The organism is Burkholderia sp. MSMB2157WGS (genome assembly GCF_001532755.1).
Taxonomy (GTDB): Bacteria; Pseudomonadota; Gammaproteobacteria; order Burkholderiales; family Burkholderiaceae; genus Burkholderia.
Window position 1 is genome coordinate 66,867 of record NZ_LPJG01000044.1, and the last position, 25,488, is coordinate 92,354.

The 25,488-nt window shown below is 61.7% G+C and carries 20 protein-coding genes and 2 pseudogenes; 10 read left to right on the top strand and 12 right to left on the bottom strand.

The annotated features are described in order from the left end of the window. Position 1 precedes the first annotated feature (1 nt). On the bottom strand, positions 2–946 hold the full coding sequence (locus tag WT53_RS26970; protein ID WP_034204231.1) for an ABC transporter ATP-binding protein: 945 nt from the start codon (positions 944–946) through the stop codon (positions 2–4). 421 nt (positions 947–1,367) lie between these two features. On the opposite strand from WT53_RS26970, the gene WT53_RS26975 reads away from it, so the two are divergent. The 6 genes from WT53_RS26975 (at position 1,368) to WT53_RS27000 (ending at position 8,083) form a co-directional block, all read left to right on the top strand. Beyond that, a complete protein-coding gene (locus WT53_RS26975; protein ID WP_034204232.1) occupies positions 1,368–1,664 on the top strand; it encodes a cupin domain-containing protein in 297 nt (98 codons plus the stop codon). A gap of 624 nt (positions 1,665–2,288) precedes the next feature. After that, entirely contained in the window at positions 2,289–3,902 is a 1,614-nt protein-coding gene (locus tag WT53_RS26980) for a DUF2957 domain-containing protein (protein ID WP_034204233.1), read from the top strand. Between the two features lie 71 nt (positions 3,903–3,973). Next, positions 3,974–5,227, top strand: a complete 1,254-nt coding sequence (locus tag WT53_RS26985; protein ID WP_034204234.1) for a DUF2957 domain-containing protein — start codon at positions 3,974–3,976, stop codon at positions 5,225–5,227. A 73-nt stretch (positions 5,228–5,300) separates the two neighbouring features. Then, positions 5,301–6,125: an OmpW family protein gene (locus tag WT53_RS26990; protein ID WP_034204235.1), complete on the top strand. Its 825-nt coding sequence runs from the start codon at positions 5,301–5,303 to the stop codon at positions 6,123–6,125. A 121-nt stretch (positions 6,126–6,246) separates the two neighbouring features. Then, entirely contained in the window at positions 6,247–6,750 is a 504-nt protein-coding gene (locus WT53_RS26995) for a hypothetical protein (protein ID WP_034204236.1), read from the top strand. Positions 6,751–6,991: 241 nt separating this feature from the next. Beyond that, complete coding sequence (locus WT53_RS27000; RefSeq protein ID WP_034204237.1) at positions 6,992–8,083, top strand: hypothetical protein; 1,092 nt, start codon at positions 6,992–6,994, stop codon at positions 8,081–8,083. A gap of 293 nt (positions 8,084–8,376) precedes the next feature. Here WT53_RS27000 and WT53_RS27005 read toward each other — a convergent pair whose 3' ends face one another. The 5 genes and pseudogenes from WT53_RS27005 to WT53_RS27020 all read right to left on the bottom strand — a co-directional run bounded on the left by WT53_RS27005 (position 8,377) and on the right by WT53_RS27020 (position 14,962). Continuing rightward, positions 8,377–8,679 carry an H-NS family nucleoid-associated regulatory protein gene (locus WT53_RS27005; protein ID WP_060262341.1) on the bottom strand — a complete coding sequence of 101 codons (303 nt, stop codon included), beginning with the start codon at positions 8,677–8,679 and terminating at the stop codon, positions 8,377–8,379. Between the two features lie 788 nt (positions 8,680–9,467). After that, positions 9,468–13,274, bottom strand: a complete 3,807-nt coding sequence (locus tag WT53_RS33010; protein ID WP_373558459.1) for a YadA family autotransporter adhesin — start codon at positions 13,272–13,274, stop codon at positions 9,468–9,470. A gap of 417 nt (positions 13,275–13,691) precedes the next feature. After that, positions 13,692–13,748, bottom strand: a pseudogene (locus WT53_RS34460) (ESPR-type extended signal peptide-containing protein); the annotation flags it as partial. 196 nt (positions 13,749–13,944) lie between these two features. Continuing rightward, the gene (locus WT53_RS33015; protein WP_034204239.1) at positions 13,945–14,238 is read right to left on the bottom strand and encodes an H-NS histone family protein; all 294 of its coding nucleotides are present in this window, start codon (positions 14,236–14,238) and stop codon (positions 13,945–13,947) included. 223 nt (positions 14,239–14,461) lie between these two features. Continuing rightward, a complete protein-coding gene (locus WT53_RS27020; protein ID WP_080747623.1) occupies positions 14,462–14,962 on the bottom strand; it encodes a multicopper oxidase domain-containing protein in 501 nt (166 codons plus the stop codon). A 240-nt stretch (positions 14,963–15,202) separates the two neighbouring features. Here WT53_RS27020 and WT53_RS27025 point away from each other — a divergent pair, with 240 nt between their 5' ends. The 3 genes from WT53_RS27025 (at position 15,203) to WT53_RS27035 (ending at position 18,159) form a co-directional block, all read left to right on the top strand. Continuing rightward, positions 15,203–15,874 carry a heavy metal response regulator transcription factor gene (locus tag WT53_RS27025; protein ID WP_034204241.1) on the top strand — a complete coding sequence of 224 codons (672 nt, stop codon included), beginning with the start codon at positions 15,203–15,205 and terminating at the stop codon, positions 15,872–15,874. Next, on the top strand, positions 15,871–17,262 hold the full coding sequence (locus tag WT53_RS27030) for a heavy metal sensor histidine kinase (protein WP_034204242.1): 1,392 nt from the start codon (positions 15,871–15,873) through the stop codon (positions 17,260–17,262). Before WT53_RS27025 ends, WT53_RS27030 begins: the two co-directional genes overlap by 4 nt. A 123-nt stretch (positions 17,263–17,385) precedes the next feature. Beyond that, positions 17,386–18,159 (top strand): SDR family oxidoreductase, encoded by a 774-nt coding sequence (locus tag WT53_RS27035; protein WP_034206114.1) that lies wholly within the window; start codon positions 17,386–17,388, stop codon positions 18,157–18,159. Between the two features lie 303 nt (positions 18,160–18,462). Here WT53_RS27035 and WT53_RS27040 read toward each other — a convergent pair whose 3' ends face one another. The 6 genes from WT53_RS27040 to WT53_RS27065 form a co-directional block, all read right to left on the bottom strand. Then, a complete protein-coding gene (locus WT53_RS27040; protein WP_034204243.1) occupies positions 18,463–18,672 on the bottom strand; it encodes a hypothetical protein in 210 nt (69 codons plus the stop codon). A 163-nt stretch (positions 18,673–18,835) separates the two neighbouring features. Beyond that, positions 18,836–19,387: a fimbrial protein gene (locus tag WT53_RS27045; protein WP_060262347.1), complete on the bottom strand. Its 552-nt coding sequence runs from the start codon at positions 19,385–19,387 to the stop codon at positions 18,836–18,838. A gap of 56 nt (positions 19,388–19,443) precedes the next feature. Then, the gene (locus WT53_RS33020; protein ID WP_080747624.1) at positions 19,444–20,493 is read right to left on the bottom strand and encodes a fimbrial protein; all 1,050 of its coding nucleotides are present in this window, start codon (positions 20,491–20,493) and stop codon (positions 19,444–19,446) included. An 85-nt stretch (positions 20,494–20,578) separates the two neighbouring features. Next, positions 20,579–23,194 carry a fimbria/pilus outer membrane usher protein gene (locus WT53_RS27055; RefSeq protein ID WP_052100078.1) on the bottom strand — a complete coding sequence of 872 codons (2,616 nt, stop codon included), beginning with the start codon at positions 23,192–23,194 and terminating at the stop codon, positions 20,579–20,581. A gap of 108 nt (positions 23,195–23,302) precedes the next feature. Further along, a complete protein-coding gene (locus WT53_RS27060) occupies positions 23,303–24,049 on the bottom strand; it encodes a fimbria/pilus periplasmic chaperone (protein ID WP_063890154.1) in 747 nt (248 codons plus the stop codon). Between the two features lie 79 nt (positions 24,050–24,128). Next, the gene (locus tag WT53_RS27065; protein ID WP_060262350.1) at positions 24,129–24,704 is read right to left on the bottom strand and encodes a fimbrial protein; all 576 of its coding nucleotides are present in this window, start codon (positions 24,702–24,704) and stop codon (positions 24,129–24,131) included. Between the two features lie 539 nt (positions 24,705–25,243). On the opposite strand from WT53_RS27065, the pseudogene WT53_RS34260 reads away from it, so the two are divergent. Beyond that, positions 25,244–25,423: pseudogene (locus tag WT53_RS34260) on the top strand (transposase); the annotation flags it as partial. Between the last annotated feature and the right edge of the window lie 65 nt (positions 25,424–25,488).

The following is a 25,488-nucleotide window of genomic DNA, read 5'->3' on the forward strand; positions in this document are numbered from 1 at the left end:
GTTAGGCCCCTTGTGCGCCGTTGCGGCGATTGTCGATCAGGCTGACGAAAATATCCTCGAGCGAACTCTGCGTCGTGTGCAGGTCGCGAAAGCCGATGCCGGCCGAGCCGAGCGCGTTGATCAGCTTCGCGATGCTCGCGTCGTCGCGCTGCGAATCGTACGTATAGACGAGCGCGGCGCCGTCCTCCGCGCGTTCGAGCCCGAACGGCGCGAGCGCGGGCGGCACGTCCGCGAGCGGCTGCTCGAGCTGCACGGTGAGCTGTTTCTTGCCGAGCTTGCGCATCAGTTCGCGCTTTTCCTCGACGAGCACGAGTTCGCCGCCGAGGATGATGCCGATCCGGTCGGCCATCTCTTCGGCCTCCTCGATGTAGTGCGTGGTCAGCAGGATCGTCACGCCGCTTTCGCGCAGCGAATCGACGAGCTTCCACATGTCGCGGCGCAGCTCGACGTCGACGCCGGCCGTCGGTTCGTCGAGGAACAGGATGCGCGGTTCGTGCGACAGCGCCTTCGCGATCATCACGCGGCGCTTCATGCCGCCCGACAGCGTCATCAGCTTGTTGTCGCGCTTGTCCCACAGCGACAGCGCCTTCAGCGTCTTCTCGATGTAGGCGGGATCGGGCGCCTTGCCGAACAGGCCGCGGCTGAACGACACGGTGGCCCAGACGGTTTCGAACGCGTCGGTGGTCAGCTCCTGCGGCACGAGGCCGATCATTTCGCGGGCCGCGCGGTATTGATCGCGGATGTCGTGGCCGCCGACCGTCACGCGGCCTTCGGTCGGCGTGACGATGCCGCAGATCGAGCCGATCAGCGTCGTCTTGCCGGCGCCGTTCGGCCCGAGCAGCGCGAAGATCTCGCCGGGGCGGATGTCGAGGGTCACGTGCTTCAGCGCCTGGAAGCCGGACGCGTAAGTCTTGGAGAGGTCTGAGACGGAAAGGATCGGTTGCATGCTCACGGATGGCACGGCCGCCCGGCGCGACGGCGGGCGCCGCGCGTGCCCGGCGCCGCCGCCGCTGCGAAGCGGCCGGGACCGGGGACGGCATGGCGAACGGGCGTCATGTCGAACGGTATTGTGGTGCGGGATCGCGGGACCGCCATATTAGCAATCGGCAGATCGAAATGCATTTCGGTGGAAAGGCCGGGTCGTGCCGGTGCCGGATTTGCGTGAACGGCGGCGATATCGACTCATGATTCGGTGCTTTATTCGAGTGAAGCGAACAATGCGGAGTGTTTTCCGCGAACCGGCCGCGACCGCGCGCCCGCTCGGCGGCCCGGCCGACTGTGCTGCCTGCCGGCCCGCGCGCCGTACCGGGACGGCACGCGTGGCGCTCGCGATAATGCGTTCCTTTCACGGTGATACGGAGCGGCGCATGTCCTTGATCGATTTCAAATCCGTGGCGGATGCACAGGCTGCCGCCTGGAAATCCACGATGGTCGGCGAAGTCGGGCCGGCCCGGATCAAGGTGCTGCGCATGGATGCGCAGCCTTACGAAGCGGAAGTGCATGACTACGACGAGGGGCTGCTGGTGCTCGACGGCACGCTGATGCTGGAAGTCGACGCGGAAACGGTCGCGGTCGGGGCCGGGCAGATGTATCTCGCGCGCGCCGGCACGCGCCACGCGGTGCTGCCCGGCAGCCACGGCACACTCGCGATCATCGACGTCTGAGGTTGCGGCGCAGCATGCGTGCGGGCCGCCGAAGGCCGGCCTGGCTCGGCGCGGATCGGCGGTTGCCGTTCAAACGCGTGTTCCACGGCCCGGTATTTGTCTGAGCAAATAAAATGAAGGCCGTTTGAAAAACTGTCAAATACCGTGCAAGCGCTAGGATCGCGCGGTTTCATCCGTTTGGAACTCTGCATCCATTTACTTGTGGGAAGCGTCCGATCATAGTCTCGACAAACGACGCATCACGATAACGAATCAAGCGTACGTATGGAGACCACGCCATGAGACGCCTATCCGCAGGGCCAGCGGGACTGCCGTTTTCCGATATTTCGCTGAATGCAGGCGCGACGCAGGTCGCGCGGCTGCATCGTCACGTCGCCGTGTAGCGGCGAGCCATAGCGGCAAGCCGTAGCGGCAAGCCACTTTCCGTTTCGATCGTTCCGACGGCGCCGTGCCGCATGACGGCGCCGCGGGAGCGCGCTCGTCTGCTGCATGTGCCCGACCGGCATCGCGGCCGCCTTGCGTGCATCGTCATGCGCCGCGCCTTTCGGGCGACGGCGCGATACCAACCGGCGGGCCATGCAGCCCGGCCGGACGAGACTTGTCGTACCTGAAAAGGAGGGGTAGATGATTTGCATTCCTGAATGGCGGAAGGCGATCCTGGCGTGCGCGGTGCTGGCGCTGCCGTTCGTCGCCGGTTGCGGCGGCGGCGACGATCCGGGGCCGATCACCGTGCCGCAGTGCTCGGGCAGCGCATGCGGGCCGAGCGGCGCGGAAACGACGCCGCCCGTCGTGACGAAGCTGTGCCCCGACGCGCTCGATTACACGACGACGTATACGGGCGGCGCCGGCAGCGGCGAGTACGTGAAGGTGAAATTCGATACGACGAAGCTCACCTATCAGATGCAGTTCATCGAATCGTCGGTGCCGACCTCGGCAGGGCAGGTCAACACTACGCGCGCGGGCCTGACGATCAGCGGCGCGTTTCATCATCCGACCAATCTTCCGACGGCCGAGCAGAATCGCTGTGCGTTCGTGCTCGACAGCGGCGCGACGAGCGACGGCGCGTATTCGGTGACGATCAATCGCGCGGATCCGCCGATGCTGTTCGTCGGCAACGGCGTGGTGGGCGGCGGCATTCCGGGCGCGACGATTGCGTTCAAGGGCCTCGAGCCGATTCCGGGTCTGGTGCTCGGGGTCGTGCCGTCGCGCACGTTCGATTTTTATCCGTTCATCGGCTTCGTCGAAACGGAAACCGACTTCACGAAGGTCGCCGGCAACTACAACGAGGTCGGCATTCACCTGTCGCCGGTCGGCTCCAACTATCAGAATTTTCTCGGGCCCGTCGGCTGGCAGCCCGACGTCATCAACTGGAACCAGACGCTCAACGCAGACGGATCGTGCACGATCACGGCGAGCAGCGACTACTCGTGTCAGACCACCGGAACGCCGTGGACATTGCGCAAGAACGCGGACGGATCGGCCGACAACGTCTTCGTGAGCAATGCGAAGGCCAGCGCGCTCGGCTCGGTCGTCTATCCGTTTGCCGGACAGGGGTCGGCCATCGTGATCCTGGCTCCCAGCCAGGCGAAGGGGATCATGATCGTCGGCAAGCTGAATGGCGTGCTGGTGCCGGTGGTGATTCGTGTCGGTTACACGCACGTCGACGAGAGCAACGTCCTTGCGTCGGTTGCCGATGCCGAAGTCGGTATCTCGATGCTCTCGTCGACCAAGGCGATCGCGGCGAATTCGCTGAAAGGCGGGTACATCGGCGCAACCAGCGCGTCGGCGTGCGGTATCGTGACCTCCGACGGCCCGACCGGTGCCATTGCGACAGGCGGCCCGAGCTTCGACATCACTATTCCGCATCCGGACTTGCCGGGTACCTTCAGCGGCGGTTTCTTCCTGCCCGAAGCCGGCACCTGCAACGACGGCACCGCCGTGTCGACGATCGCCGCGAACTATACGTCCACGCTGTTCCAGGGCAATACCGCGGCGTTCATCGATCCGCAGACGTCGTCGGTCACCTCGCAGTTCTCGCTCGACTATACGCAGGCCACGCCCGGCAAGATCAAGGTCACGGCCACGCAGGGCTTCAACGCGAAGGGTGCGACCGGCGACGTCGCGATCTTCAGCAAGGGCGACACGGGCTGGCTCGTGACGGCCGGCAACGTCTACGCGATGGTCGTCGACAACAACAAGGTCAACCCGTTCTTCACGGTCGGCGCGTTCGTCCAGTAACCCTGCATTGAACACGTAACACCGGCGGCGCATGCGTCGCCGCCGGCGAATCGAATTTCAAGAGGATTCCTATGAATGTGAAACATTGGATGGCCGCGGCGTCGCTCGCGCCCGTGCTGGCCGCATGCGGCGGCGACGGCGACCCGCCGCCCGCGCCGGCGGTGCGGCTGTGCCCGCAGACGATCGACTACAACACGGTGTTCATCGGCGGCTCCGGGTCGGGCGAGCTCGTGAAGGTGCAGCTCGACACGACGAAGATGACGTACCGGATGACCTACCTCGCGTCGCCGGTGCCGACCGCGACGGGCACCGTGCAGCCGACCCGCGACACGGCGCCCGCCAACGTGGTCGACGGCACGCTGGCCGACGAAACGGGGCTGCCGACGGTGAAGCTGAACCAGTGCACGTTCCGGATGCAGAACGCAAGCCTCGACCCGAGCCGGCCCGCGCGGTTGTTCCTCGGCGAAGGCGTGCTGGGCGGCGCGATCCCCGGCGCGACGATCCAGTTCGACGGCGTGATCGGCGTCGGCAAAATCCCGAAGACGACGTTCCCGTACTACCCGTTCATCAGCTTCTCGTCGCTCGAAACCGACCTGACGAAGATCGCCGGCACGTACAACCAGCTCGGCTATCACCAGGTGCCGTCGCAGAACTTCCAGCCGGTGGCGCTCGACCAGAAGGTGACGATCGGCGCGGACGGCAGCTATACGGAAACCGACAACTTCGGCAAGAAGAACGGCGGGCAGCCGCTTGCGTCGAGCGCGACCGTGAACCAGCCGTTCACGCTGCGTCCCGATGCGCCGGCATTCCAGTCGCTCAACTACCAGCCGCAGATTCCGCCGACGCTCGCGGCGCTGGATCCGGCGAAGGCCGGCAAGGGGATCCTGATCGTCGGCAAGCTGCGCAACCAGCTCGTGCCGATCTTCATCCGTACCGGCGCCGCGAATGCGGACCTCACGCAAGGCCCGCCGAGCGCGGACGACGAATCGGGCATCTCGTTCCTGAGCCCGCAGACGGCGATCGCGCAGGGCTCGCAGGACGGCGAGTACACGGGCGTCGACAGCGCGTTCAACTACCGCGCGACCGCGCTCGTCGGCGCGCAGGCCACGCTGCTCGATCCGTTCAACGCGTCGCAGGCCGCACTCACGCGCGCGCTGAACCTCGACTACACGCAGAAGGTGCCGGGCGTCGTGACGACCGTGCATGCGGATGCGGCGTCGGGGCCGGCGACCGGCAAGTTCGTGTTCACCGGCGGCGTGTTCGGGTTCCTCGACATGGCCGATACGAGCAACCCGTACTTCACGGTCGGCGCGTTCGTGCAGTGACCGCGTGCGGATGGAGACACGGCGGCGCCGCGCGCGAATGCGCGGCGCCCGGACGGAATGAGGGGGAGACTTCATGAAGAAGCTGATTGTCGCGGGTGTCGTCGCAGGCGTATCGACGCTCGCATCGGCCCAGCAGGCGGGCGACAACGTCGCGACGCTGGGTTGGCTGCACATCATGCCGCAGGATTCGACCAACGGGCTGACGACGAATCTCGCGAACATGCCGATCAACGGACCGTTGCGCCTGCCCGGTTCGTTCACGTCGCCGGGCACGAGCCTGACGGTCAACAACGCCGATACGGTCGGCCTCACGCTCACGCACTTCTTCACCGACCACATCGCGGTGACGTCGGTGCTCGGCGTGCCGCCCGAGTTCACGCTCACCGGGCACGGCGTGATCAGGCCGCCGGGTCCGGCCGGCGCGCTCGGCAACGTCGACATGGACAAGTCGGCGAACCAGCCGGCCGTGAAGAACGCGCGGCAGTGGAGCCCGACGATCATTCTGCAGTACTACTTCAATTCGTCGACGGCGAAGTTCCGCCCGTTCGTCGGGATCGGCGTGGCCTACAGCTGGTTCAGCAACATCGAACTGAACGGCAACTTCGCGAAGGACATCAACGAGAACCTCGGCAGCGTGCTCGCCGCCGGCGCCGGCAAGCCGGGGGCGACGTCGGTGGAGGGCAAGGCGTCGTCGTCGTTCACGCCGGTCTACAACATCGGCGCGAGCTATGCGATCGACAAGCACTGGGGGCTCACGGCGACGCTGACGTACATGCCGCTGAAGACCTACTCGTCGCTGGTGATCAAGGCGGCCGACGGGTCGACGCTCGCGACCACGCGCACGAAGTTGAAGGCCGACCCGCTGATCACGTTCGTCGGGATTTCCTACAAGTTCTGAGCCGACCGGCGCGCATGACGCGTGCCGGCGGCTTCCTGCGACCGGCCGGCCGGCTCGTTCCGGCCGGAAGGTCGCGTTCCTGGCGGCGTGCCGCCATTCGTGAAGAGAGGGGGCAGTTCAAATGAGCATTCGCACAATCGTATCGCTTGTTGCTGCAGTGGCTTTCACCGCGGTCTCGGCCGCGCCTGCTTTCGCCGTCACCGTTTCGCGCGCCGATGGCCAGCCGATGAATCCGAACGGCGAGCCGTTCTCGGCGACGGGGCTGACGACCCTTGCCAAGGGATCGATCAACGCAAACTGCAACGCGACCTTCAACGGCACGATCACGTCGACCGGTATCGTCAACATCACGTCGACGACGTTCTCGGGCGGCGCGACGTGCGGCCTGATCAGCGGCAGCGCGAGCAGCACGTCGCCGTGGACGGGGCAAGCCGACAGCACGACGCAACTGTCGATCAACAACGTGAAGGTGAACGTCACGTTGCTCGGCACCTGCGGGCCGAGCAAGGTCGTGACGGCGTGGAGCGATGCGAACTCGTCGCTGACGTTCAACAACGCCGCGCTGACGCCGGACTGTACGGTGGGCGGTACCGTCCTGACGTCGCCGAAGTTCCACGTGCAGTAAGCGTCGCGCGAGCGGAGCCGGGCGTCCGCCATGGACGAAGACCGTGCAACGATGCACGGCGGGCGATCCGGTTTCGCGATGCATTCGCGTCGTCGCGCGTATCGGCGTGACGACCGGCTGGCCGCCTGCTTCGCGATCCGATGCGGGCGGCCATGCAGGGGCGGGCGAGACGCACCGTGCCACCTGCGTCGATGGACATAGAACAATCATTTCGATTTGCCAGAACCATTCCGGACCACCCATGCTCACCGACCCAGCGAAGTATGGCGATGCCCGCGGCGCGACGCCCGACCGGCTGCGCACGGCCGCGTGGCTGCAGTACCTGATCGACTACCTGAACGAAGCGACTTGCGTGGCGACGGGCGACATCTGCGCGCCGGCCGCTACGCCGACGCACGCGGCACGCGTGCGCGCCGGCGCGAATCTGTCGCATGAAGCGATCGGTGTCCTGCACGAACTCGCGCCGTGGATTGCGACGGACGGTGGCGGTTGCGCATGCGATGCGACCGATGTGTGCATGCACGTTCCCGACGCACGGCAGCTCGCGCGTGCGGAACGATACTGCCCGGGATCGCGCGCGACATTCGATGCGGCGCATGGCTTCATCGATGCGTGGGCCTTCGACGATCCGAACGACGGCTGGGCCGCGCTCGAGCGGATTGCCGACGGTGTCGCGCCCGACAGCGACGAGGTCGACACGGACGAAATGCGGGAGCGGCTCGCGAACGGTGAAGTGCCGCCGCTGGCGAAGAACCTGAGAGAACGACGCGCCACCGCCGCGGCGGCCTGCGTGGAGCCGTCGGCCCGGCCGGGGGCCGTCATCGACGCGATCGTGCTGCGCGTCTGCGGGCCGCGCGACGATGCGGCGCGCGTCGACGAGATGGCCGCGCTCGCGATGTTCTGCGCGGAGCTTGCAGCCGGCAAGGAGATTTCCTTCGCCGCGTACGGCGGTCAGCACAATCTGGTGGCACGGGCGATCCGCGAACGACGCGCCGATCTCGCGTCGGTGGCCGGGCTGCTCGCGGCGGTGTCCGTGTGCCGGCTCGACCGGCTCGTCGGCGCGGGCAGCTTCTGGGCGTATTACCTGCTCGCGGGCATCGTGATCGCGGCGCCGGGCTTGGTACGCGAGTTCGCGCGGCGTTTTCATGGAGACGCGTGGCAAGCCTGGCTCGACGAAGCGCTCGCTTGGCCGGCGGTCGACCGCTTCGGGATGAAGGAGGATGTCGCGTTCGATCGGCTACGCGGCGCGATGAGCCTGACGTCGCGATCGAATCCGATCGTGCGCGCGAAACGTGTGCGGGCCGCTACGCGGGTACGGTTTTCCGGAGACTGAATGAATATGGCATCGCACGCCATACCTTCGGTCGATGCGGCGATCGTGCCGCTCGACCGCCTTCACTTCGCGGATCTCGAAGCCGGCGCTTGCAGATTCGACAACTGGTTGCAGTCAGCCAGCGGCGGATACGTCACCTGTCGGGCCCCGGCGCCGGCTTGGGCGACGAAGTGCGGTTCCTGCCGACGCTCCCGCCGGTCGACAAGGCGACGGTCGCGAGTGTTTGGCCGCGATTCGGTGAATGGCGCGCTCGCGCCGACACGGTGACGAACGCAAGTTCGATCGACGGCGTCTCAGCGTTCCGGCTCGTTTGTCGGCGTGCCGCTATCGAGTTCGAACTTCCTGCGATCCTTGCCGCGAATCCAGTGAGGTTCTCTTCCACGCCCGCTCCACGTTGCTCCGCTGACCGGATCGAAGTAGCGTGGACGAGCCTTGCGCTTCCGGATGTCCGGGAACAGTTCGTCCAGGGTGAATTGAAATTCCACGACCGCCTTCAGGATCTCCGCCAACACTTTCTTTCGACAGGAAAATTTATTCTCATTGACCTTTTCCTTTGGCGCGGATTTTCTCGCCGGGAAATCTGAAGGCTCGTTCATCTTGGTCTCGTGTGGCGAATTGATATTGAAATTGGGTATGGAGGAACGTCATGACCGGATCGGAAGTCGTCGAGCCGAATTCGACTATTCCTCGATTCTCCGTACTGGCAGGTTTCGATACTTCAACGCTTGTCGAAAGTGTGATTCTATAAGTTCAAATATGTAATTTTGCGTTGATTTTTTATGAACTGGCGAACTTCCAGGGAGATGTGTGAAATTGTATCGGCGGATTGTTTGTAGCTGGTTCTTTAAATAAATATCTTTACATGATTTGCAGTTGTCGTTTTGTTTAATTGATTTATTTTCCAATCCTGAGTGTCGTGGATTTTCACGATATTGGTGCATAGACGAGTTGGGCGATGACCACACCTGGAGGCGATGTATCGCGGGCGCGGGCGGAACGAGGAACAAATCGGGGCCGTTCCGGAGAACGAATGCCGCTCGGAACGAGGGGGGGCGGGCTGATCGTCACGCGGTGTATCGACGCGATGTCGACCGAATGACACGCGTAACACCGGGAGCGTCGTGTGCGAGTCGGCGCGCACGAGAGGCTCGTCTGGCGGCCGGTTACAGGCTGCGGAAGACGAGTGCGGATGCCGCGACAAGGGATGTCTGCAAGGCGTCGGTCGGTGCAAGCCACGCTCACGCGAGCGGGAGACGCGACGCAAGGGATCGCGATCGGCGTGACGGCGGCATACTGTGCGCCGGTCCGTTTCCGCCTCCGTCATGCAATGACGCCCCGAGTGGCAGTCGCAACTGCGACGCCCGGGGCGCTGTGTACCTACCGCTTACCACTGATAGGAGACGCCTCCACCGTAAGTACTGCCATTGCTGCTGATCCCGACGCCGAGCTTTGCCTTCAGGTTGTCGCTGAAGCGGACGGACACGCCGATTGCCGACGCCGAGTACCCTTGGTAGCTGCCGCCACCGATCCCGACCGCGATCGTTTTGCCCGGGTCGACTTCCGGAATCATCGTCAACGCGGTTGCCGCGGCGACGCCTGAGTACGCACGACGGGCCACCTCGTTGACGGTGGATTGGACGCCCCACAGTTGATTCATGTTCGCGGCGTCCGTGCCGTCGATGCCAGGCGCCACGTTCGTCAGCCGACGTTCATTGCCCGGGGATCCGAAAGACACGGTGTTCGGCGCGGAGGCCACCGAGCCCGTGCCGATCGCAACGGAGTTCGGGGCGCTTGCCATGCTGCCCTGGCCTACCGCGGTCGTATTGGCTCCCGAAGCCGTCGATCCTTGCCCCAGTGCCGTCGAATTGTCGCCCGTTGCGGCTGCGGCTTGGCCGTCGGCCTTCGAGTTTTTCCCCGAAGCGATTGCCCCTTGGCCCACGGCGGTCGAGTTCTGTCCCGACGCCATTGCGTCTTTGCCCACTGCGGTCGAATTCGCGCCCGACGCGGTCGCACTATGGCCGATCGCCGTCGAATTCGCGGATGCCGACGATCCTGAACCGATTGCGGTGCTGCCGTCCGTCGTCTGCGTTTTGATCGAGATCAGCGGCGCGACCGCGGTCGAAAGGGACGACAGGCTGGCGTTGGTCGTCGAAAGGCCGGTCGACAGCGATGCGACGTTGCTGGTTGTCGAACTCAGTCCTGTCGACAACGACGTAATGCTGCTGCTCGTCGAACTGAGCCCGGTCGACAGCGAACTGATCGCGGTCGAGGTCGACGTGGACAGCGACGCCACGTTGCTGTTGGTCGAGCTCAGGCCGGCGGACAGCGCGTCGACTGCCAGGTTCGTCGCGTTGAGCTGGCTGCCGTTGATCGCGTCCGTGCTGGTGGCATTGACCTGACCGGCAGCGACGTTCGTGATCTGGCGCTCATGACCCGGTGAACCGATACTCAGCACTCCGACCGGTTTGGTTCCGTAGACCGGATACGTGATGCCGCCGACCGTGACGGTCGACACGCCGACCGCGTTGCCCGTGACCGAGCCCGCGCCGAGCGCGATCGAGTTGGCGACGTTCGCGGTGGCGTTCGAGCCGAGGGCGAGCGCGTTGGCCGCGCTGGCCGTGGACTGGTTGCCCAGCGCAATCGTGTTGTCTGCGGTGGCCTGGTTCGACGTGCCGAGGGCGAGTGCGCTCGTGCCGGTTGCGGTGTTCGCGTTGCCGAGCGCCACTGCGCCGTTGCCGGTCGCCGTGTCGTTCGCACCCATCGCTACCGCGCCGTCGCCGCTCGCCGTGTTGCCGGAGCCGACCGAGACTGCCTTGCCGCTCGTTGCCGACGCATTCTGGCCGATGGCGACAGCGCCGTCCGCAGAAGCGTTGGCGCTGTCGCCGACGGCGACGCTGCTGATGCCCGTTGCAGAGGCGCCGACACCTGCGGCGAGTGCGTTGGGTGCCGTTGCGCCCTTGTTGTCGTAGTTGCCCTGCTGCGTGCCGTTGTCGTTGACGCTGTAGTAGTGCGTCTTCGCGGCATCGATCGCGGCCGACGTCGACGTCGACATCGATGTCAGCAAGCTGTTGGTGGAGCTCAGACCGGTGGACAGCGACGAGACATTGCTGTTGGTCGAGCTCAGGCTGGTGGACAGCGACGAGACGTTGCTGTTGGTTGAGCTCAGACCGGTCGACAGTGACGAAACATTGCTGTTGGTGGAGCTCAGGCCGGAGGACAACGACGAGACGTTGCTGTTGGTCGAGCTCAGACCGGTCGACAGCGATGAGACGTTGCTGTTGGTGGAGCTCAGACCGGTCGACAGCGATGAAACATTGCTGTTCGTCGAGCTCAAGCCGGTGGACAGCGACGAAACGTTGCTGTTGGTCGAGCTCAGGCCCGTCGACAGTGACGAAACATTGCTGTTGGTCGAGCTCAGACCGGTCGATAGCGACGAAACATTGCTGTTGGTCGAGCTCAAACCGGTCGACAGTGACGAAACATTGCTGTTGGTCGAGCTCAGACCGGTCGACAACGACGAGACATTGCTGTTGGTGGAACTCAGGCCGGTCGACAGCGACGAGACATTGCTGTTGGTGGAGCTCAGTCCGGTCGACAACGATGAGACGTTGCTGTTGGCGGAACTCAGGCCGGTCGACAGCGACGAGACGTTGCTGTTGGTGGAGCTCAGGCCAGTCGATAGCGACGAGACATTGCTGTTGGTCGAGCTCAGACCGCTCGACAACGACGAGACGTTGCTGTTGGTGGAGCTCAGGCCGGTGGACAGCGACGAAACATTGCTGTTGGTCGAGCTCAGACCGGTCGACAACGATGAAACATTGCTGTTCGTCGAGCTCAAACCGGTGGACAGCGACGACACATTGCTGTTGGTCGAGCTCAGTCCGGTCGACAACGACGAGACGTTGCTGTTGGTGGAACTCAGACCGGTCGACAGCGACGAGACGTTGCTGTTGGTAGAGCTCAGTCCGGAGGATAGCGACGAGACATTGCTGTTGGTCGAGCTCAGGCCGGTCGACAGTGACGAAACATTACTGTTGGTAGAGCTCAGACCGGTCGACAACGACGAGACGTTGCTGTTGGTGGAACTCAGACCGGTCGACAGCGACGAGACGTTGCTGTTGGTGGAGCTCAGTCCGGTCGACAGCGATGAAACATTGCTGTTGGTCGAGCTCAGGCCCGTCGACAGCGACGAGACGTTGCTGTTGGTCGAGCTCAGACCGGAGGACAGCGACGAAACGTTGCTGTTAGTGGAGCTCAGACCGGTCGACAGCGACGAAACATTGCTGTTGGTGGAGCTCAGACCGGTCGATAGCGATGAAACATTGCTGTTCGTCGAGCTCAAACCGGTGGACAGCGACGAAACATTGCTGTTGGTCGAGCTCAGTCCGGTCGACAACGACGAGACGTTGCTGTTGGTGGAACTCAGGCCGGTCGACAGCGACGAGACGTTGCTGTTGGTTGAGCTCAGGCCGGAGGACAGCGACGAAACATTGCTGTTGGTGGAGCTCAGACCGGTCGACAACGACGAGACATTGCTGTTGGTGGAGCTCAGCCCCGTCGACAACGACGAAACATTGCTGTTGGTGGAGCTCAGGCCAGTCGACAGTGACGAAACATTGCTGTTGGTCGAGCTCAGGCCGGTCGACAACGACGAGACGTTGCTGTTGGTGGAGCTCAGGCCAGTCGATAGCGACGAGACATTGCTGTTGGTCGAGCTCAGGCCGGTCGACAACGACGAGACGTTGCTATTGGCGGAGCTCAGGCCAGTCGATAGCGACGAGACATTGCTGTTGGTCGAGCTCAGACCGGAGGACAGCGAAGTAATTGAACTAGTTGTAGTGCTGGCAAGCGAGTAAAGTTGACTGCCGTTGATTGCGTCTGTACTTGTCGCTGTGATTCTCCCCGCGGCGACATTAGTAATCTGGCGCTCGGATCCGCCCTTACCGACACTGACGACGCTCGTCGGATTGGTGCCAGCGAAACCGCCATAGGTCGTGGATCCAATTGTTACGCTAGCGGTCGGATTTGTCGCGCCTGTAACCGATCCCGACCCAAGGGCAACATCGCCGGAATTAGCCGATGCCGAGGCATTGGCGCCGAGCGCTATGCCAGAGCTAACCGACGCCGTGGCATTGGCGCCGATCGCGATAGATGAACTCGGGCCAGCGCTCGCCCCATTTCCGATCTGAATACGCCCCGCATTTACCTGGAAAAGCGAATTGTTGCCGGTATCCCCGGTACTGTCGCCGATAATTGTATGGGTGAGTCCGTTTAAGTCGGTATACCCATAAAAGTAGTTTCGGATCGTCGTTCCGGTTCCGAATCCACTTAACAAAACGCCCTCGGGAAGGCCTTGGGTTTGGTTATCGCTGTTGGCGATGAGCTGGTAAGCCGCTATGTACGAATTGCTGTTGAAGCTGTTGGTTTGAATTAATCCTGAAATCACCGTCGGAATTTGCTGGGCAAATACGCTCGGGGAGAATGCGGAAAGAAGCAGTAGTGGGACGATGCCCAGTCTGCCGGCCCGAACCGCGTGATGAAATTCCCTGCTCAGCTGCGGTGCTTCCTTGGTCGAAGCGGTCTTGCCTCGCTGTTTTGCCCCTTCCGACACGACCACCCATCCGGATGAGACGTGGGACCATATGATCTTGTATATCTTGTTCATGTTAACGATGCGTTGAATATTGATTGTAAGAAATCGACAAATAAATCTCGTCGATGCAAAAAGCAATCAACTTCGGCGTGTGCCGAAGTTGATTGTTCATCTCGCTATGGTTTGTATTGGCTGTCTCTACGCTATGAGGGCACTTCTGGCGGTGCCTTCAGGTATTTTTATTAATATGGAGATCGGCAAGCCTTCTTCACTTCATTTGTAGCGAATCGCTTTCCAGTTCGAACATCCGGCGATCCTTGCCGCGAATCCAGTGTGGCTCTTTTCCTCTGCCGCTCCAGATTGCACCAGACTTGGGATCGAAATAGCGCGGTCGAACCTTGCGTTTTTCGCTGCGCGGGAACACCTCTTCCGGGACGAACTTGAACTCTTCAATAGCGATCAGGATTTCCGACAATACTTTTTTACGACAGAGAAATCGCTCTTCGTTGATCTGCGCCTCGAGCGAGGCCTTTCTATTCAAGAAATTGGAGAATTCAGTCATTTTGACCTCACTCGGCAACTTAACGTAACGAGCATCGTTGCGCTTCAGACGGGGCGGGCTTGGCAACTTTGTATTCGATGTTCGTGATATATCTTGTCTGGGCTATTAACCTGTCGCTTCTGGGTTGTGCTGCACGTTGAAAGTATAGCGACGGTCTGGTGTGTTTTTTTGGCTTATGTTTTTGATATTTACATTGTTGACCATTCTCCGTTTTATTAATGTATTAAATTGACTTTGGCGAGGATTCCGCACGCCCAGCGCGGCGACGGCGAGCAGGACGAGCGGGGCGCACGCCGACGAACACGATCCGCACGCGCTCTCCGAAACGCAGGCGCGGCGGCTGCGCGTGGGCGAACTTCAAACCGTCGAAAGGCCACACGAATTTCTCCATGGGGCCGGTGAGGTGCAATTCGATCGTGCGCGTCGGCGCGCGGCCAACGGGGTCCGGAAATGCACCCCGTAAATCCGCGTGCGTCAGCACGGGCCGACCGTTGCCGCGTAAGCCGTGCCAGTGGATCGACGCCGGTTCGTTCGTCCGGTTGGCGACGCGCAGCGCGACGGTGCCGCCTTCGCGCCCACGCACGAGCGGCCCCGGCAGCGTGCCGTTCACAGTCGTCGCCGTGCGCGAGCGCCCATACGTCTGGCCGCCATAGGCGGAACCCGCCTGCGAGGCAGACGGCGCCAATGCGGGTGACGAGGTGCGTCTGCCGAAATCTGGATGCATGACCTGAATGAAGTCCGGTTGTCCTGGCGCGCGATCGCCGACGGCTGATTTCCCGAGAACGCCGCCCGTCGAGCTTGGGACGAGATTAGCGACGAAGCGACATCAGCTAAATTGCTGCCAGATGACAATCCGTTCATGTTCGTTGTCTGGAAAATTGCCGTCTTTGGCGCTATCTTTTCGATGTGCAGCGCCCGCGCCGCATAAATATCGGTCAACCCCACCCGGGCCCGCCTCGAGACCATGCGCATCCTGATTGTCGAAGACGAAGAAAAAATGCGGTCGTACTTGCACAAGGGCCTGACGGAGGCGAGCTACGGCGTCGCCACGGCGAGCAACGGCGAGGACGGACTGTTCATGGCATTGAGCGAGGATTTCGATCTGGTGATCCTCGACGTGATGTTGCCCGTCGTCGACGGTTTCGAAGTGTTGCGCCGATTGCGGAAACAGAAACACACGCCAGTGCTGCTGCTCACCGCGCGCGACACGATCACCGACAAGGTGGAGGGACTCGAGCTCGGCGCGGACGATTACCTGCCGAAGCCTTTCGACTACGCCGAACTGCTCGCGCGCATTCGTTCGTTATTGCGCCGAACGCGCCGGGACAATCGCACCGTGCTGAAGATCTCGAATCTCGAGGTCGACATCATCAAGCGACGTGTAACGCGTGGTGGCGCACGCATCGAATTGACCGCACAGGAATTCGCGCTGCTGCAGTTGCTGGCCGAACGCGCGGGCGAGATCCTGACGCGCGCGTTCATCACGTCGCAGGTCTGGGACATGAATTTCGACAGCGACACGAACGTCGTCGACGTCGCGATCCGGCGGCTGCGTCTGAAGATCGACGATCAGGACCCGAAGCTGCTGCACACGGTGCGTGGTATGGGCTACGTGCTGGAAGATCGCTCCTCATGACGCGCTCGCAGTCCTATTCGCTGCTCGGTCGGCTGACCATGGCGTTCGCGCTGGCTGGCGTCGTCGTGCTGTTCCTGATCGGCACGTTTCTGTACCAGGCGCTGTCCACGCAGCTCCGACAACGCGACGACGGCGAGATTTCCGACAAACTGAAGCAGATCGGACAAATCTTGCACGAGTCCCGGACGCTCGATGGCGTCCGGCAGGCTGGGCCGTTGTTTCACGAAGCGTTGCAGGCGCATTCGGGCTTGTTCGTCGCCGTGTTCGGCGTCAACGGCGAGTCGGTCATCCAGCATTCGGAGGCGGCGGGCGTCGCGCTGGACGCGCGCATCGCCAGCGAGCATGAACCCAACCGGGCGTACGCGTGTGCGCCGCCCGGCATCGGTCCGGCCGAATGCATGCATGGCCCGGTGCTGCTGGCGGATGGCAATACCGTGACGGTCGCGATCGTGCGAAGCGCGGGCGACCGGACCTCACTCATGCATGCCTATTTGATCCATGTCGTGGTTGCGGCCGCAGTCGGTGCGCTGTCGATCGCCGCGCTCGGTTATGCGATCATGCGCAGCGGGCTCCATCCGGTCCGCGAAATCGGCCGGCACGCGACGCGCATCGAGGCGAGCCGACTCGACGAACGGCTGAGCATGGACCACGCCCCGGAGGAGCTCGCCGAAATTACCCGATCGATCAACCGAATGCTGGATCGCCTGCAGCTTGCATTCGATCGATTGTCGCGTTTCTCGTCGGATGTCGCGCATGACATGCGCACGCCGCTCGCGAACATCATCGGCGCATCGCAAGTGATTTTGTCACGCGAACGGGAACGTGCCGAATACGAAACGCTGATCGAATCCAATCTGGAGGAGTGCAAGCGGCTCAAGAGAATGCTCGATAACATGCTGTTTCTCGCGCGCTCCGATCATGCGACGCAGCATGTCACGCTCGAACGCTTCGATGTCGGCGAGGCGCTCGCGAAGATCGTCATGTACTACAACGAGGTCGCGAGCGACCGGAATATCCGGATCGCTTTCGATGGCGCCGGTACCGTCGTCGCGGATGAAATGCTGTTCCAGCGCGCGGTCGCGAACTTGCTGTCGAATGCCATCGAGCACGCGCGGCCCGGTACGATCGTTCGTATCGCCATTGCCCGGCAGGGAGGATCGATGTCGATCGGTGTCCGAAACGAGGGAGAGGATATTCCGGCCGAACATGCGGCCCGCCTGTTCGAGCGCTTCTATCGAGCCGATCCGTCGCGCTACGGCTCATCGAAGAATTCCGGTCTCGGTCTGGCCATCGTCAAATCGATCATGGAACTGCATCGTGGCACGGTCGGTGTCGTCAGCGCCGACGGAGAGACCGTTTTCACGCTCACATTCCCGACGCCGAATTGAAGCTATTAAGTTCGCGTGTTTTCGACTGTTAAATTTGGTTGTCACCGCCACGCGGAGGCGATTTTTGCACTAATGTCGATGCTCGGTTCGATGGTCGGAAAGGTCATTCATATCGGAGGAGCGGTGGGCAATCACGACATCAAGGGCAAGGTCGTCCTGATCGCAGGCGGCGCAAAGAATCTCGGCGGTCTGATCGCGCGAGACCTGGCGAGCCATGGAGCAAAGGCGATAGCGATTCACTACAACAGCGCGAGTTCGAAGGCGCAGGCCGACGCGACGGTCGCGGCTATCGAGGCGGCAGGGTGCGAAGCAGCCGCTTTCCACGCGGATCTGACGAGCGCGGGTGCGATGGAAGCGCTGTTTCTGGACACGATCGCGACGTTCGGGCGTCCGGACGTCGCGATCAATACGGTCGGCAAGGTGTTGAAAAAGCCGTTCACGGAGATCAGCGAGGCCGAGTACGACGAAATGGCCGCAGTGAACTCGAAGTCCGCGTTCTTTTTCCTGCGCGAGGCGGGCAGACACGTCAACGACAATGGCAAGATCGTCACGCTGGTCACTTCTCTGCTCGGCGCGTTCACGCCGTTCTACGCGGCCTACGCGGGAACCAAGGCGCCAGTCGAGCACTTCACGCGTGCGGCGGCGAAGGAGTTCGGCGCGCGCGGCATCTCCGTGACGGCGGTCGGGCCGGGCCCGATGGACACACCATTCTTCTATCCGGCCGAAGGGGCCGACGCGGTCGCCTATCACAAGACTGCCGCCGCGCTGTCGCCGTTCAGCAGGACGGGCCTCACCGACATCGAGGATGTCGTGCCGTTCATCCGTCATCTCGTGACCGACGGCTGGTGGATTACCGGTCAGACGATTCTGATCAACGGTGGTTATACGACGAAGTAGCGCACGTCGGAAAGGCGATTCATATCCATTTCCCACAGCTGGCGGCGACCGTGGCGTGGTCAAAGCGGAATTGCCAAGCCACGGCTGGATCGGCATTGCCGCTGCGGGATGCGCTTTACCGGAATCGCAGCACGTCAGATGTTTCGCATAACAGAGCAATCATGATGCATCGAACCGAAATGAGGCGCTGCGCATTGAGCGAACGTTCCGCTGCCGGCGGCTCGTGAGAAGGAAGGTCGGCCGGTGGGGCGTCGCCGGTCCGATGGACGGGCTACAGCGGAATAATGCCGTATGCAACAAACGTCAATTCGCGCGCCATATGCAGTACAGCTTATATGCTTCGTCGAGCGTATTGGCCCATGCCAGGATCGCCGTTTCCACGTCGTCCGTGGCCGGCTGCGGCGTGAGCGGACACATCGTCCACGAATGATGACGCCGGTACGAGTCGATCGAGTACGGTAGCCAGGTCCGATCCGAGCGTGCCTCGATCGTATAGGCGATGGTGGGCGTCACGACCCGCCAGATCGAGACGATTTCCGCAGAGGCGGTACGAGGCGGCACGACGCTCATGTTGCGGGCGGGCGCGGTTATCCGGATCTGACGAGACGGCTGCGTCCGCCTCTGCTCTTCCTGGGACGAACCTGACGATCGCTGCTCCGGCGGCGCGGGAAGGGAATCACTCAAAATTCAGGATATATGTCACCGAGGTATTGAAGGTCCCCGCAACTACCGGAAGCGACGTAGCAACATATCCGGCAAAGTATACGAGGGTAGCGGAGCCGTCCACGATGTTGAACGACTGCGAGTTTTGCGCACCGCGGGCGCCTGCAAGATTGATCTTCGAGAAATCGCTGTTCATGATCGACAGCTGGACATTCTTCGCCGTTCCCATGTTGATGAGCTGACCCGTGTTCTGATCGACGGTCGGGCCCGGTTCGAAATAGACCGATACGCGTCCGGATGGCGGCGTGCAATCGCTCAACGTGATCTTGTACGGGCGCGTCATGGTGGGCGGATCGCCGACATAGTGAAATGATGCAACCGGGAGCGTCCCCACCTTGACGTCGAAGGAGGAATTTTCGGCTTCCGCGCCATTGATCTTGCAAGTCGCTCCTTCAACCTGCCCTTGAAAGTTCACCAGTCCATCTTCCGCGCGCGCTTCGGGCAGCAAGTGGAAAGCGGTGGGGATGGCGACCGCGAACGGCACGACGAACAGCAAGCGACGCATCGATATTCTCCCCATATGAAATCGAATGACTCTGCGGCAGCGACGGATGTTCATGATCATTGATAGGACAACGTATAAGTCAAGATTCCGTTCGCGGTCCCCGGAACGACCCTGGCTTCGGTCTGAACGTAGCGTGCGCGCAATTTGACGTCGACCCGTCCGATATCCGATTGGCGCCCAAGGGTTGCGACGAGTTGCTGATTGATCGCGCCGGATTCCGGGCCGAATGCGATCGGGGAGGAGATCCCGGTTGCGCTGTCGGGCAGGATCTGGATTCCGATGCCGCGCGCGGTCGAATCGCGGGTGAGCGGCAGGGTGTTGCCGGTGTTGGCGGGATTCGCGTTGTCGGTAAACGTCATGTAGACATTGCGCGTGACGCCGGTGCAATCGATGGGAATCGAGAAATTCACCGGATCGCTCGTCGTGCCGGGGCCTTTGAATTTCCGCTGCGGCACGCTGCCCAACGGCACTCGAATCGACGATGACATGACTTTGCACGACGCATACTGAACGACGATGTTGCCGGAAAGATTGAATCGCCTGAATACGACCCCGCCGGCAGCAACCTCTCCAATTTGAGCACTGAAAACTGTTCCAGGCTGAATTTCGCCCGTTTTGATAATTTCCAGCGTGAATGTTCCACCGTAGGCGATCCATGTAAATGGTCCAAGAAAATTCCACGGATCAGACGTTAGCGTGGCGCCTTTATCCAAATCCTCGTAATACGTTTGCCCCCGGGAATTTCCATTTGCCCATGCCGGGCCGTCGACGACTGTTTTTATTCTGATGCCGATTCCGGGGGCATTTGTCTGATAAATATAGTTGCCAAGGCTCGTGAGATTTCCGCTGTGGTTGACGGTCATCGGTACTTGAGGTGCACTGCATTGAACGACGTTCGACCATCTCGTCGGAAGAAAGACCGTGATCGTGTCGAGAACGGTGCCGACAGTGGCGTTACGATCCGGGTTGATCGTCTTCCCCGGGAAATTAATTACATTCGTACTGAATCCGGGCAGACCCCAGCAGAATGCTGCGTTTGCGATGGATGGCGACCACAGTACCGCTACCAGAGGTATCAAACAAAAATAATTGATCAAGCGCTTCATTGCTTACCTCGCCATCCGTGTTCATGAAATATATTTCGGTCTCTGGTGTGTTCTTCGTGACTGGACGCGCACGTTGCGTAACGTGCTATTTGTTGGAAGCGTCGGGTGAACCGACGATATGCGCCGCCTCGGTCACGTGTTCCGTCCTGGATGCTTTCGCCGTGCAAATCGAGTCGAGCGACGTGTAGACCAACTGCTTGCGGTCTCGCGGCGGCAGGTTGTAGGAAAATTCGCAAGTCTCGTCCGGCGCGTTGCCCCACTTCACGGTGAGCCGGCCGTTGTCGGTCGCACCTTGCAAGAAGAACTTTCCGCCTTGGCCGATGATTCCGATGTCGCTGCCTTTTTCGTCCTGTACCGCCGCACCGAACGGCGGCGACTTCCCATTCGGCAGGTGGACCGTGACCAACGCCGTGCGGCCGCTCACCGTCTTGAAGTGCAGCATCACGACCGAGTTCGCTCTCGGCGCGATCTGTTGAGCGGTCGTATCCAGCTGGACGTCCAGCGGCAATCCGCGTGGATCGAGTGAAACGGTATTCAGGCTGTACGGCGTGAGGAAAGGCACGATTGCGTATCCGTGCCCGTCGACCGCCACGCCGGGCGCATTCTCGACGCGCGCGCCGGCGGCATCCGGCGCGTCGACCACGCCTACGGTGTCGCCCATGCTCGGCGCCAGCGTCACACCGCCCGGGTGCGCCACCACGGCGCCGGACAGGGTCGCCGTTGCCCGGCTATACCCGTTGCCGCGGCTGATGCTGCCGCCGATCGTCGTGTACGGGCTCGCATATTGCGCATTCGCGTCGGCGCTCGATCCGGGGCGGGCGCGCGTCGCGGTCAGCCCGTAGCTGAACTCGTTGTAGTCGCCCGCGCTGCCGTTGTACATGGCCTGCAGCGTCGAGCCTGCGTCATCGTCGCGCGTGAAGGTCGTGGTGAGGGTCGACGTATGCCCGTTACCGCCGAGCGGCACGGAAATGCTCGCGAAAATCTGGTTGCTCATGGCCGATGTCGTGCCCACGCGCTGCCGCGATACCGACACGGAGTAGCCGATGCTGCGGAACGAATTGCTATAGCCGGCGTTGTAGAACGTGTCGTTGCCGCCACGCCCCCAATAATCCACGCGGTTGCCCGACATGAAGACGTTCCCCCAGCGTTGTCCGAACGATTGCGACAGCCATACCTGCAGGCGCGAACGAGGCCGGCCGGCCCACTGTATGTCGTTGCCGCGTTCGATCGCCTGTCGCGCAAGCATCGCGTCGCGGAACGTCCAGAATCCGCTGGACGAGTATCGAGATGCGGATGCGTTGACGAGCGTTTGAGTGACCGGCACGGACTTGCTGAAACTCACGCGGAAACTTTGTCCGCTGCTGTTGTTTTCCGGGCCGATCTCGGCGTGTGCATGGGTGACGTCGAAGGCGACCGCGCCGAAATCCGTGTTGACGGCCACGCCCACGAGCGCCGAGTAATAATTCTGCGCGAGAATCGCGCCCGTATATCCCGTCAGCAGATTGGTGAACCCGCGCTGGACGGTCGACTGCAGCACCTTCACCTTCGATGTGATTTGCTGGTCGCGCAACTCGCCCGCGGAGGCCGTGACGCGATAGATTCCCGGGCGCAGCAACTGCACGACCGACGCGTACGGCACGGCGAAACTTCGCTGGCTTCCGTCCGCCTCGGTGATCGTCACCAGCAGATTGCCGCCGTATCCCGTCGCATAGAGATCCTTGATCTCGAACGTACCGGGCGTCACGATCGTTTCGTAAAGCTTGATGCCGTTCTGCGTGACGGTCACACGGGCATTGGAGTTCGCGACGCCGCGAATGATCGGCGCATAGCCGCGCATCGATTCCGGCAGCATCTGATCGTCGGTGGCCAGTTGAATGCCGCGCACACCGAAACTGTCGAAGAACTGCCCGTCGGTATACGTGTCGCCGATCTTCACCTGGCTCCGCAGGGACGGCACGTCGTGCTGCAGGTACGTGACGATGCTTTGATACTCGCGCGTTCGCCCCGTCGACCACGACATCGAGCCGTTGTGCCTGACGTGCCAGCTGCCGATGTTGATTCCCGCGTTCAGTCCGAGGTAGCCCTGGGAGTCGGGCGACTCGCCTCCTGTCGAACGCGAGCCCGTGAAGTTGTAGGCCAGTGTCGCCGACGGCACGCCGGCATCCCAAAGCTCCGGACTCACGTAGCCGTGCGGGTTCTGCTTCACCGCGATTTGCGGCACGGTGAGATCCAGCCTCAGGTCGGATGGGTCGAAATCGACGCTGGCGTCGCCCACCATGGATCTCAGGTCCAGGCATTCGTCGACGTTCGCGGAGGCGAGTCGCGTGCGGTTCTCCGGCGACAGCACGTCGAAATTCAAGCCGATGCGCTCGCCGAGCTTGCGGTCGAAGCACAGTGCGGCGTTCGCGCCATCGCGAGCACCGAACTTCACCGCCTGACGGCCCACCCAGTTCCCGTTCACGATCACGTCGACCACATATTGACCGGGGACCACCGGATTGCCTTTCTCGAACCGGCTCACGTCGATCGAGCGTCCGTCCGGCCCCAGCAGGAACTGACTGTCGAACTGGACGTCCTTCGTCGTCGTGTCGCCATTCGCACGAACCGGCTGCATCACGCTGGCTGCGCATAGCGTGAGCAACGCCACCAACGGTCTCATGACGATGCGTTTGCTTCCGGAGTCGAGCGAATACGAATACATGATGATGGGAGAACTTGAATGACCCGCGAACATGATCGGGAGAGCGGCTTGATGCTCCGCATGCGTCGTCGCTCGAGCAGCGAGCGACGGAGGAAACGACGCGAGTCGCTACTTGCTCTTTGGGAATGTCGCGTTGATTTCCGCGCCGTAGTCGTTGATATAGCGATACTTGACTTCGAACGGCCCGGCGGCGGGCGTGACGGCGGACTTCTTCAGGAGGAACGTCGTGTTCCCTCCTGGGTCGACCATGCCGCCCACGCTGTCCGAATACGACTTGCCGTCGATTCCGGCGTCGATGTTCACGATCGTCACGTGATAGGCGGAGGGATTGTCGACCCGCACTTTCATTTCGCCGCCTTCCGGCACGGGCGTCCATGTCAGCTGAGTGGCGGCTGCGTCGGGGTTATCCGGCAGCGCCTTTGGCCTGAAAAATATCTTGATACGGTAGCGGAATGCCAATTGCATCAGGTTCTCGTTTTCCGTCGACACCTGCGCCTTGGGCGGAACTTCGAGTACGTTCAGCCAGAAGACGGACTCCTTGTCCTGCGGCAGCGGCTCTCCGGTGTAAATGAGGCGGAGCGTCTGACCTTTCCTGGGTTCCATGCGGAACAGCGGCGGCATCAACGTGAACGGCAGCTGGACGGCCCCAGGTTGCGCTTTGGGATCGCCTTTATCGAGCCACGTCTGCACCAGTGCGGGCGACGATCCTTCGTTGCTGAGCTTGATGGAGACCTCGCGCTCTCCGGCGGGGTAGATCACCCGTGTGCCCATGATCACGACACTGCCGTACGCCGTCGAAACGCACGTCAGCAACACCGCGACGGCGGAACGCGCTGCTGTCTTCCATGGGAACATGTCTGAGAATCCGATTCTGATGATTAGGAATGCGAAGGCCCCCTGACAAGGGGGCGGGGTTCATGCCGATGTGTTTCGATCAGATGAAGTTCAGCGTGTACATGACCTGGGCTTGTACCGGGCCGGGCGTTGCCGCTCCGCCCGTTGCCACATACTGTGCGTAGAACTTCAGCGTGGCCGTCCCGTCCGCGCCGATCGCCACGACGTCGGCACCCTGAGTGCTAGGATCATTACCCAACGTGATCGGCTGGAACCCGCTGTTCAGCAAGCCCACTTCGACGTTGGTGGCATACGCTTTGCCGTTGGTAGCCGTGCCGGTATTGTTCTTGAGCCGACCGGTGTTGAAGTCGACCTGCGGGCCGGGTTCGAAGTAGACCGTCACGTTGCCCGATGCGGGCGTGCAATTGGTCAGCGCAATGGTCCACGGCGTACGCTCGGCGGTATCGCCATCCTTCTTGAGCGCCGACGTCGGCACCGATTTGAGCGTGACGGTGAAGTCGCTCTTGCCGGTGTTGTTGCCATTGATCGTGCAGGTCTGCGAGATGACTTCGCCGTTGAAATTGACCGTGCCGTCCGCCGCATGCGAAATGCCCGGCATGGCGATGGCCAATGCCACCGCACTCGCCGATAACGGTCCAAGGATTTTTTTGCTCATCTGGAACTCCTTCGCTGGTTGAGGCACTGCGCCTCTGATTGGTATGCCGAGCCTGCCCACGCCAATAACGAGTCGAATATGCCGGATAAGTGGAGTTGCCTCGTCGAGTACGAGGTAATTTCGGGCGACCACGCATACGGCCAGGAAATCTTCTGTGCCGATTCCCCGTTGGTTGGATTCAATGGTCCCGTTCGGTCGCTATTGGCGTGAACAGGCTCGGATCTCGCAGAGTCACGTCAGCTGCTCAATTTGCTTCGTCGGAAGCAGATTGTTTTTTGGAAGAAAGCTGATCTGTGACAACGCACCAGCATTCTATCCAGTCTGATTTTTGCGAATACTTCTCGTGACAAAGATTGACAGAGTTATTTATGATTTATCGATTAACTGGCTAATATGGGTATTTAAAAAATATTAACCAGGGCGCTTCCCGTATTCCGCTGGCCACGCAAATAGACGCCGGCTCGAGTTATAGCGGTGACGATACCCTGGCCCTGATCCGAGAAATAGCCGGGTTCAAAAGTGGAGAAATCCGGCGCGATGTGTCCAGGCAGGACGAGGGCCATGCCACGAAGAGGAGCAAGTCTATGGAAGAGCAGATCGCATTCGCACTGACGCTAGCCGAGTTGGGTACGACGATCGAGGAGATCTGCCGCAAGCTCGGAACAAGCGACGCGACTTTCGACGACTGGAAGAAGAAATTCGGAGGGCTGGGACAGACGACGGGCGCTACTCAACCCAGCCGGAAATTTTGCTTCCGACCGGGACCGAATCTGGTTCAGAGTCG

Bases quoted from the DNA above. Each gene is read 5' to 3' on its own strand.
- WT53_RS27060 (WP_063890154.1), bottom strand. From the start codon at position 24,049: ATGTTCCCATGGAAGACAGCAGCGCGTTCCGCCGTCGCGGTGTTGCTG.
- WT53_RS26995 (WP_034204236.1), top strand. From the start codon at position 6,247: ATGAGCATTCGCACAATCGTATCGCTTGTTGCTGCAGTGGCTTTCACC.
- WT53_RS26975 (WP_034204232.1), top strand. From the start codon at position 1,368: ATGTCCTTGATCGATTTCAAATCCGTGGCGGATGCACAGGCTGCCGCC.
- WT53_RS27045 (WP_060262347.1), bottom strand. From the start codon at position 19,387: ATGCGTCGCTTGCTGTTCGTCGTGCCGTTCGCGGTCGCCATCCCCACC.
- WT53_RS26990 (WP_034204235.1), top strand. From the start codon at position 5,301: ATGAAGAAGCTGATTGTCGCGGGTGTCGTCGCAGGCGTATCGACGCTC.
- WT53_RS27055 (WP_052100078.1), bottom strand. From the start codon at position 23,194: ATGTATTCGTATTCGCTCGACTCCGGAAGCAAACGCATCGTCATGAGA.
- WT53_RS27025 (WP_034204241.1), top strand. From the start codon at position 15,203: ATGCGCATCCTGATTGTCGAAGACGAAGAAAAAATGCGGTCGTACTTG.
- WT53_RS27030 (WP_034204242.1), top strand. From the start codon at position 15,871: ATGACGCGCTCGCAGTCCTATTCGCTGCTCGGTCGGCTGACCATGGCG.
- WT53_RS33015 (WP_034204239.1), bottom strand. From the start codon at position 14,238: ATGACTGAATTCTCCAATTTCTTGAATAGAAAGGCCTCGCTCGAGGCG.
- WT53_RS26970 (WP_034204231.1), bottom strand. From the start codon at position 946: ATGCAACCGATCCTTTCCGTCTCAGACCTCTCCAAGACTTACGCGTCC.
- WT53_RS26985 (WP_034204234.1), top strand. From the start codon at position 3,974: ATGAATGTGAAACATTGGATGGCCGCGGCGTCGCTCGCGCCCGTGCTG.
- WT53_RS27020 (WP_080747623.1), bottom strand. From the start codon at position 14,962: ATGCATCCAGATTTCGGCAGACGCACCTCGTCACCCGCATTGGCGCCG.
- WT53_RS27000 (WP_034204237.1), top strand. From the start codon at position 6,992: ATGCTCACCGACCCAGCGAAGTATGGCGATGCCCGCGGCGCGACGCCC.
- WT53_RS26980 (WP_034204233.1), top strand. From the start codon at position 2,289: ATGATTTGCATTCCTGAATGGCGGAAGGCGATCCTGGCGTGCGCGGTG.
- WT53_RS33020 (WP_080747624.1), bottom strand. From the start codon at position 20,493: ATGAAGCGCTTGATCAATTATTTTTGTTTGATACCTCTGGTAGCGGTA.
- WT53_RS27005 (WP_060262341.1), bottom strand. From the start codon at position 8,679: ATGAACGAGCCTTCAGATTTCCCGGCGAGAAAATCCGCGCCAAAGGAA.
- WT53_RS27065 (WP_060262350.1), bottom strand. From the start codon at position 24,704: ATGAGCAAAAAAATCCTTGGACCGTTATCGGCGAGTGCGGTGGCATTG.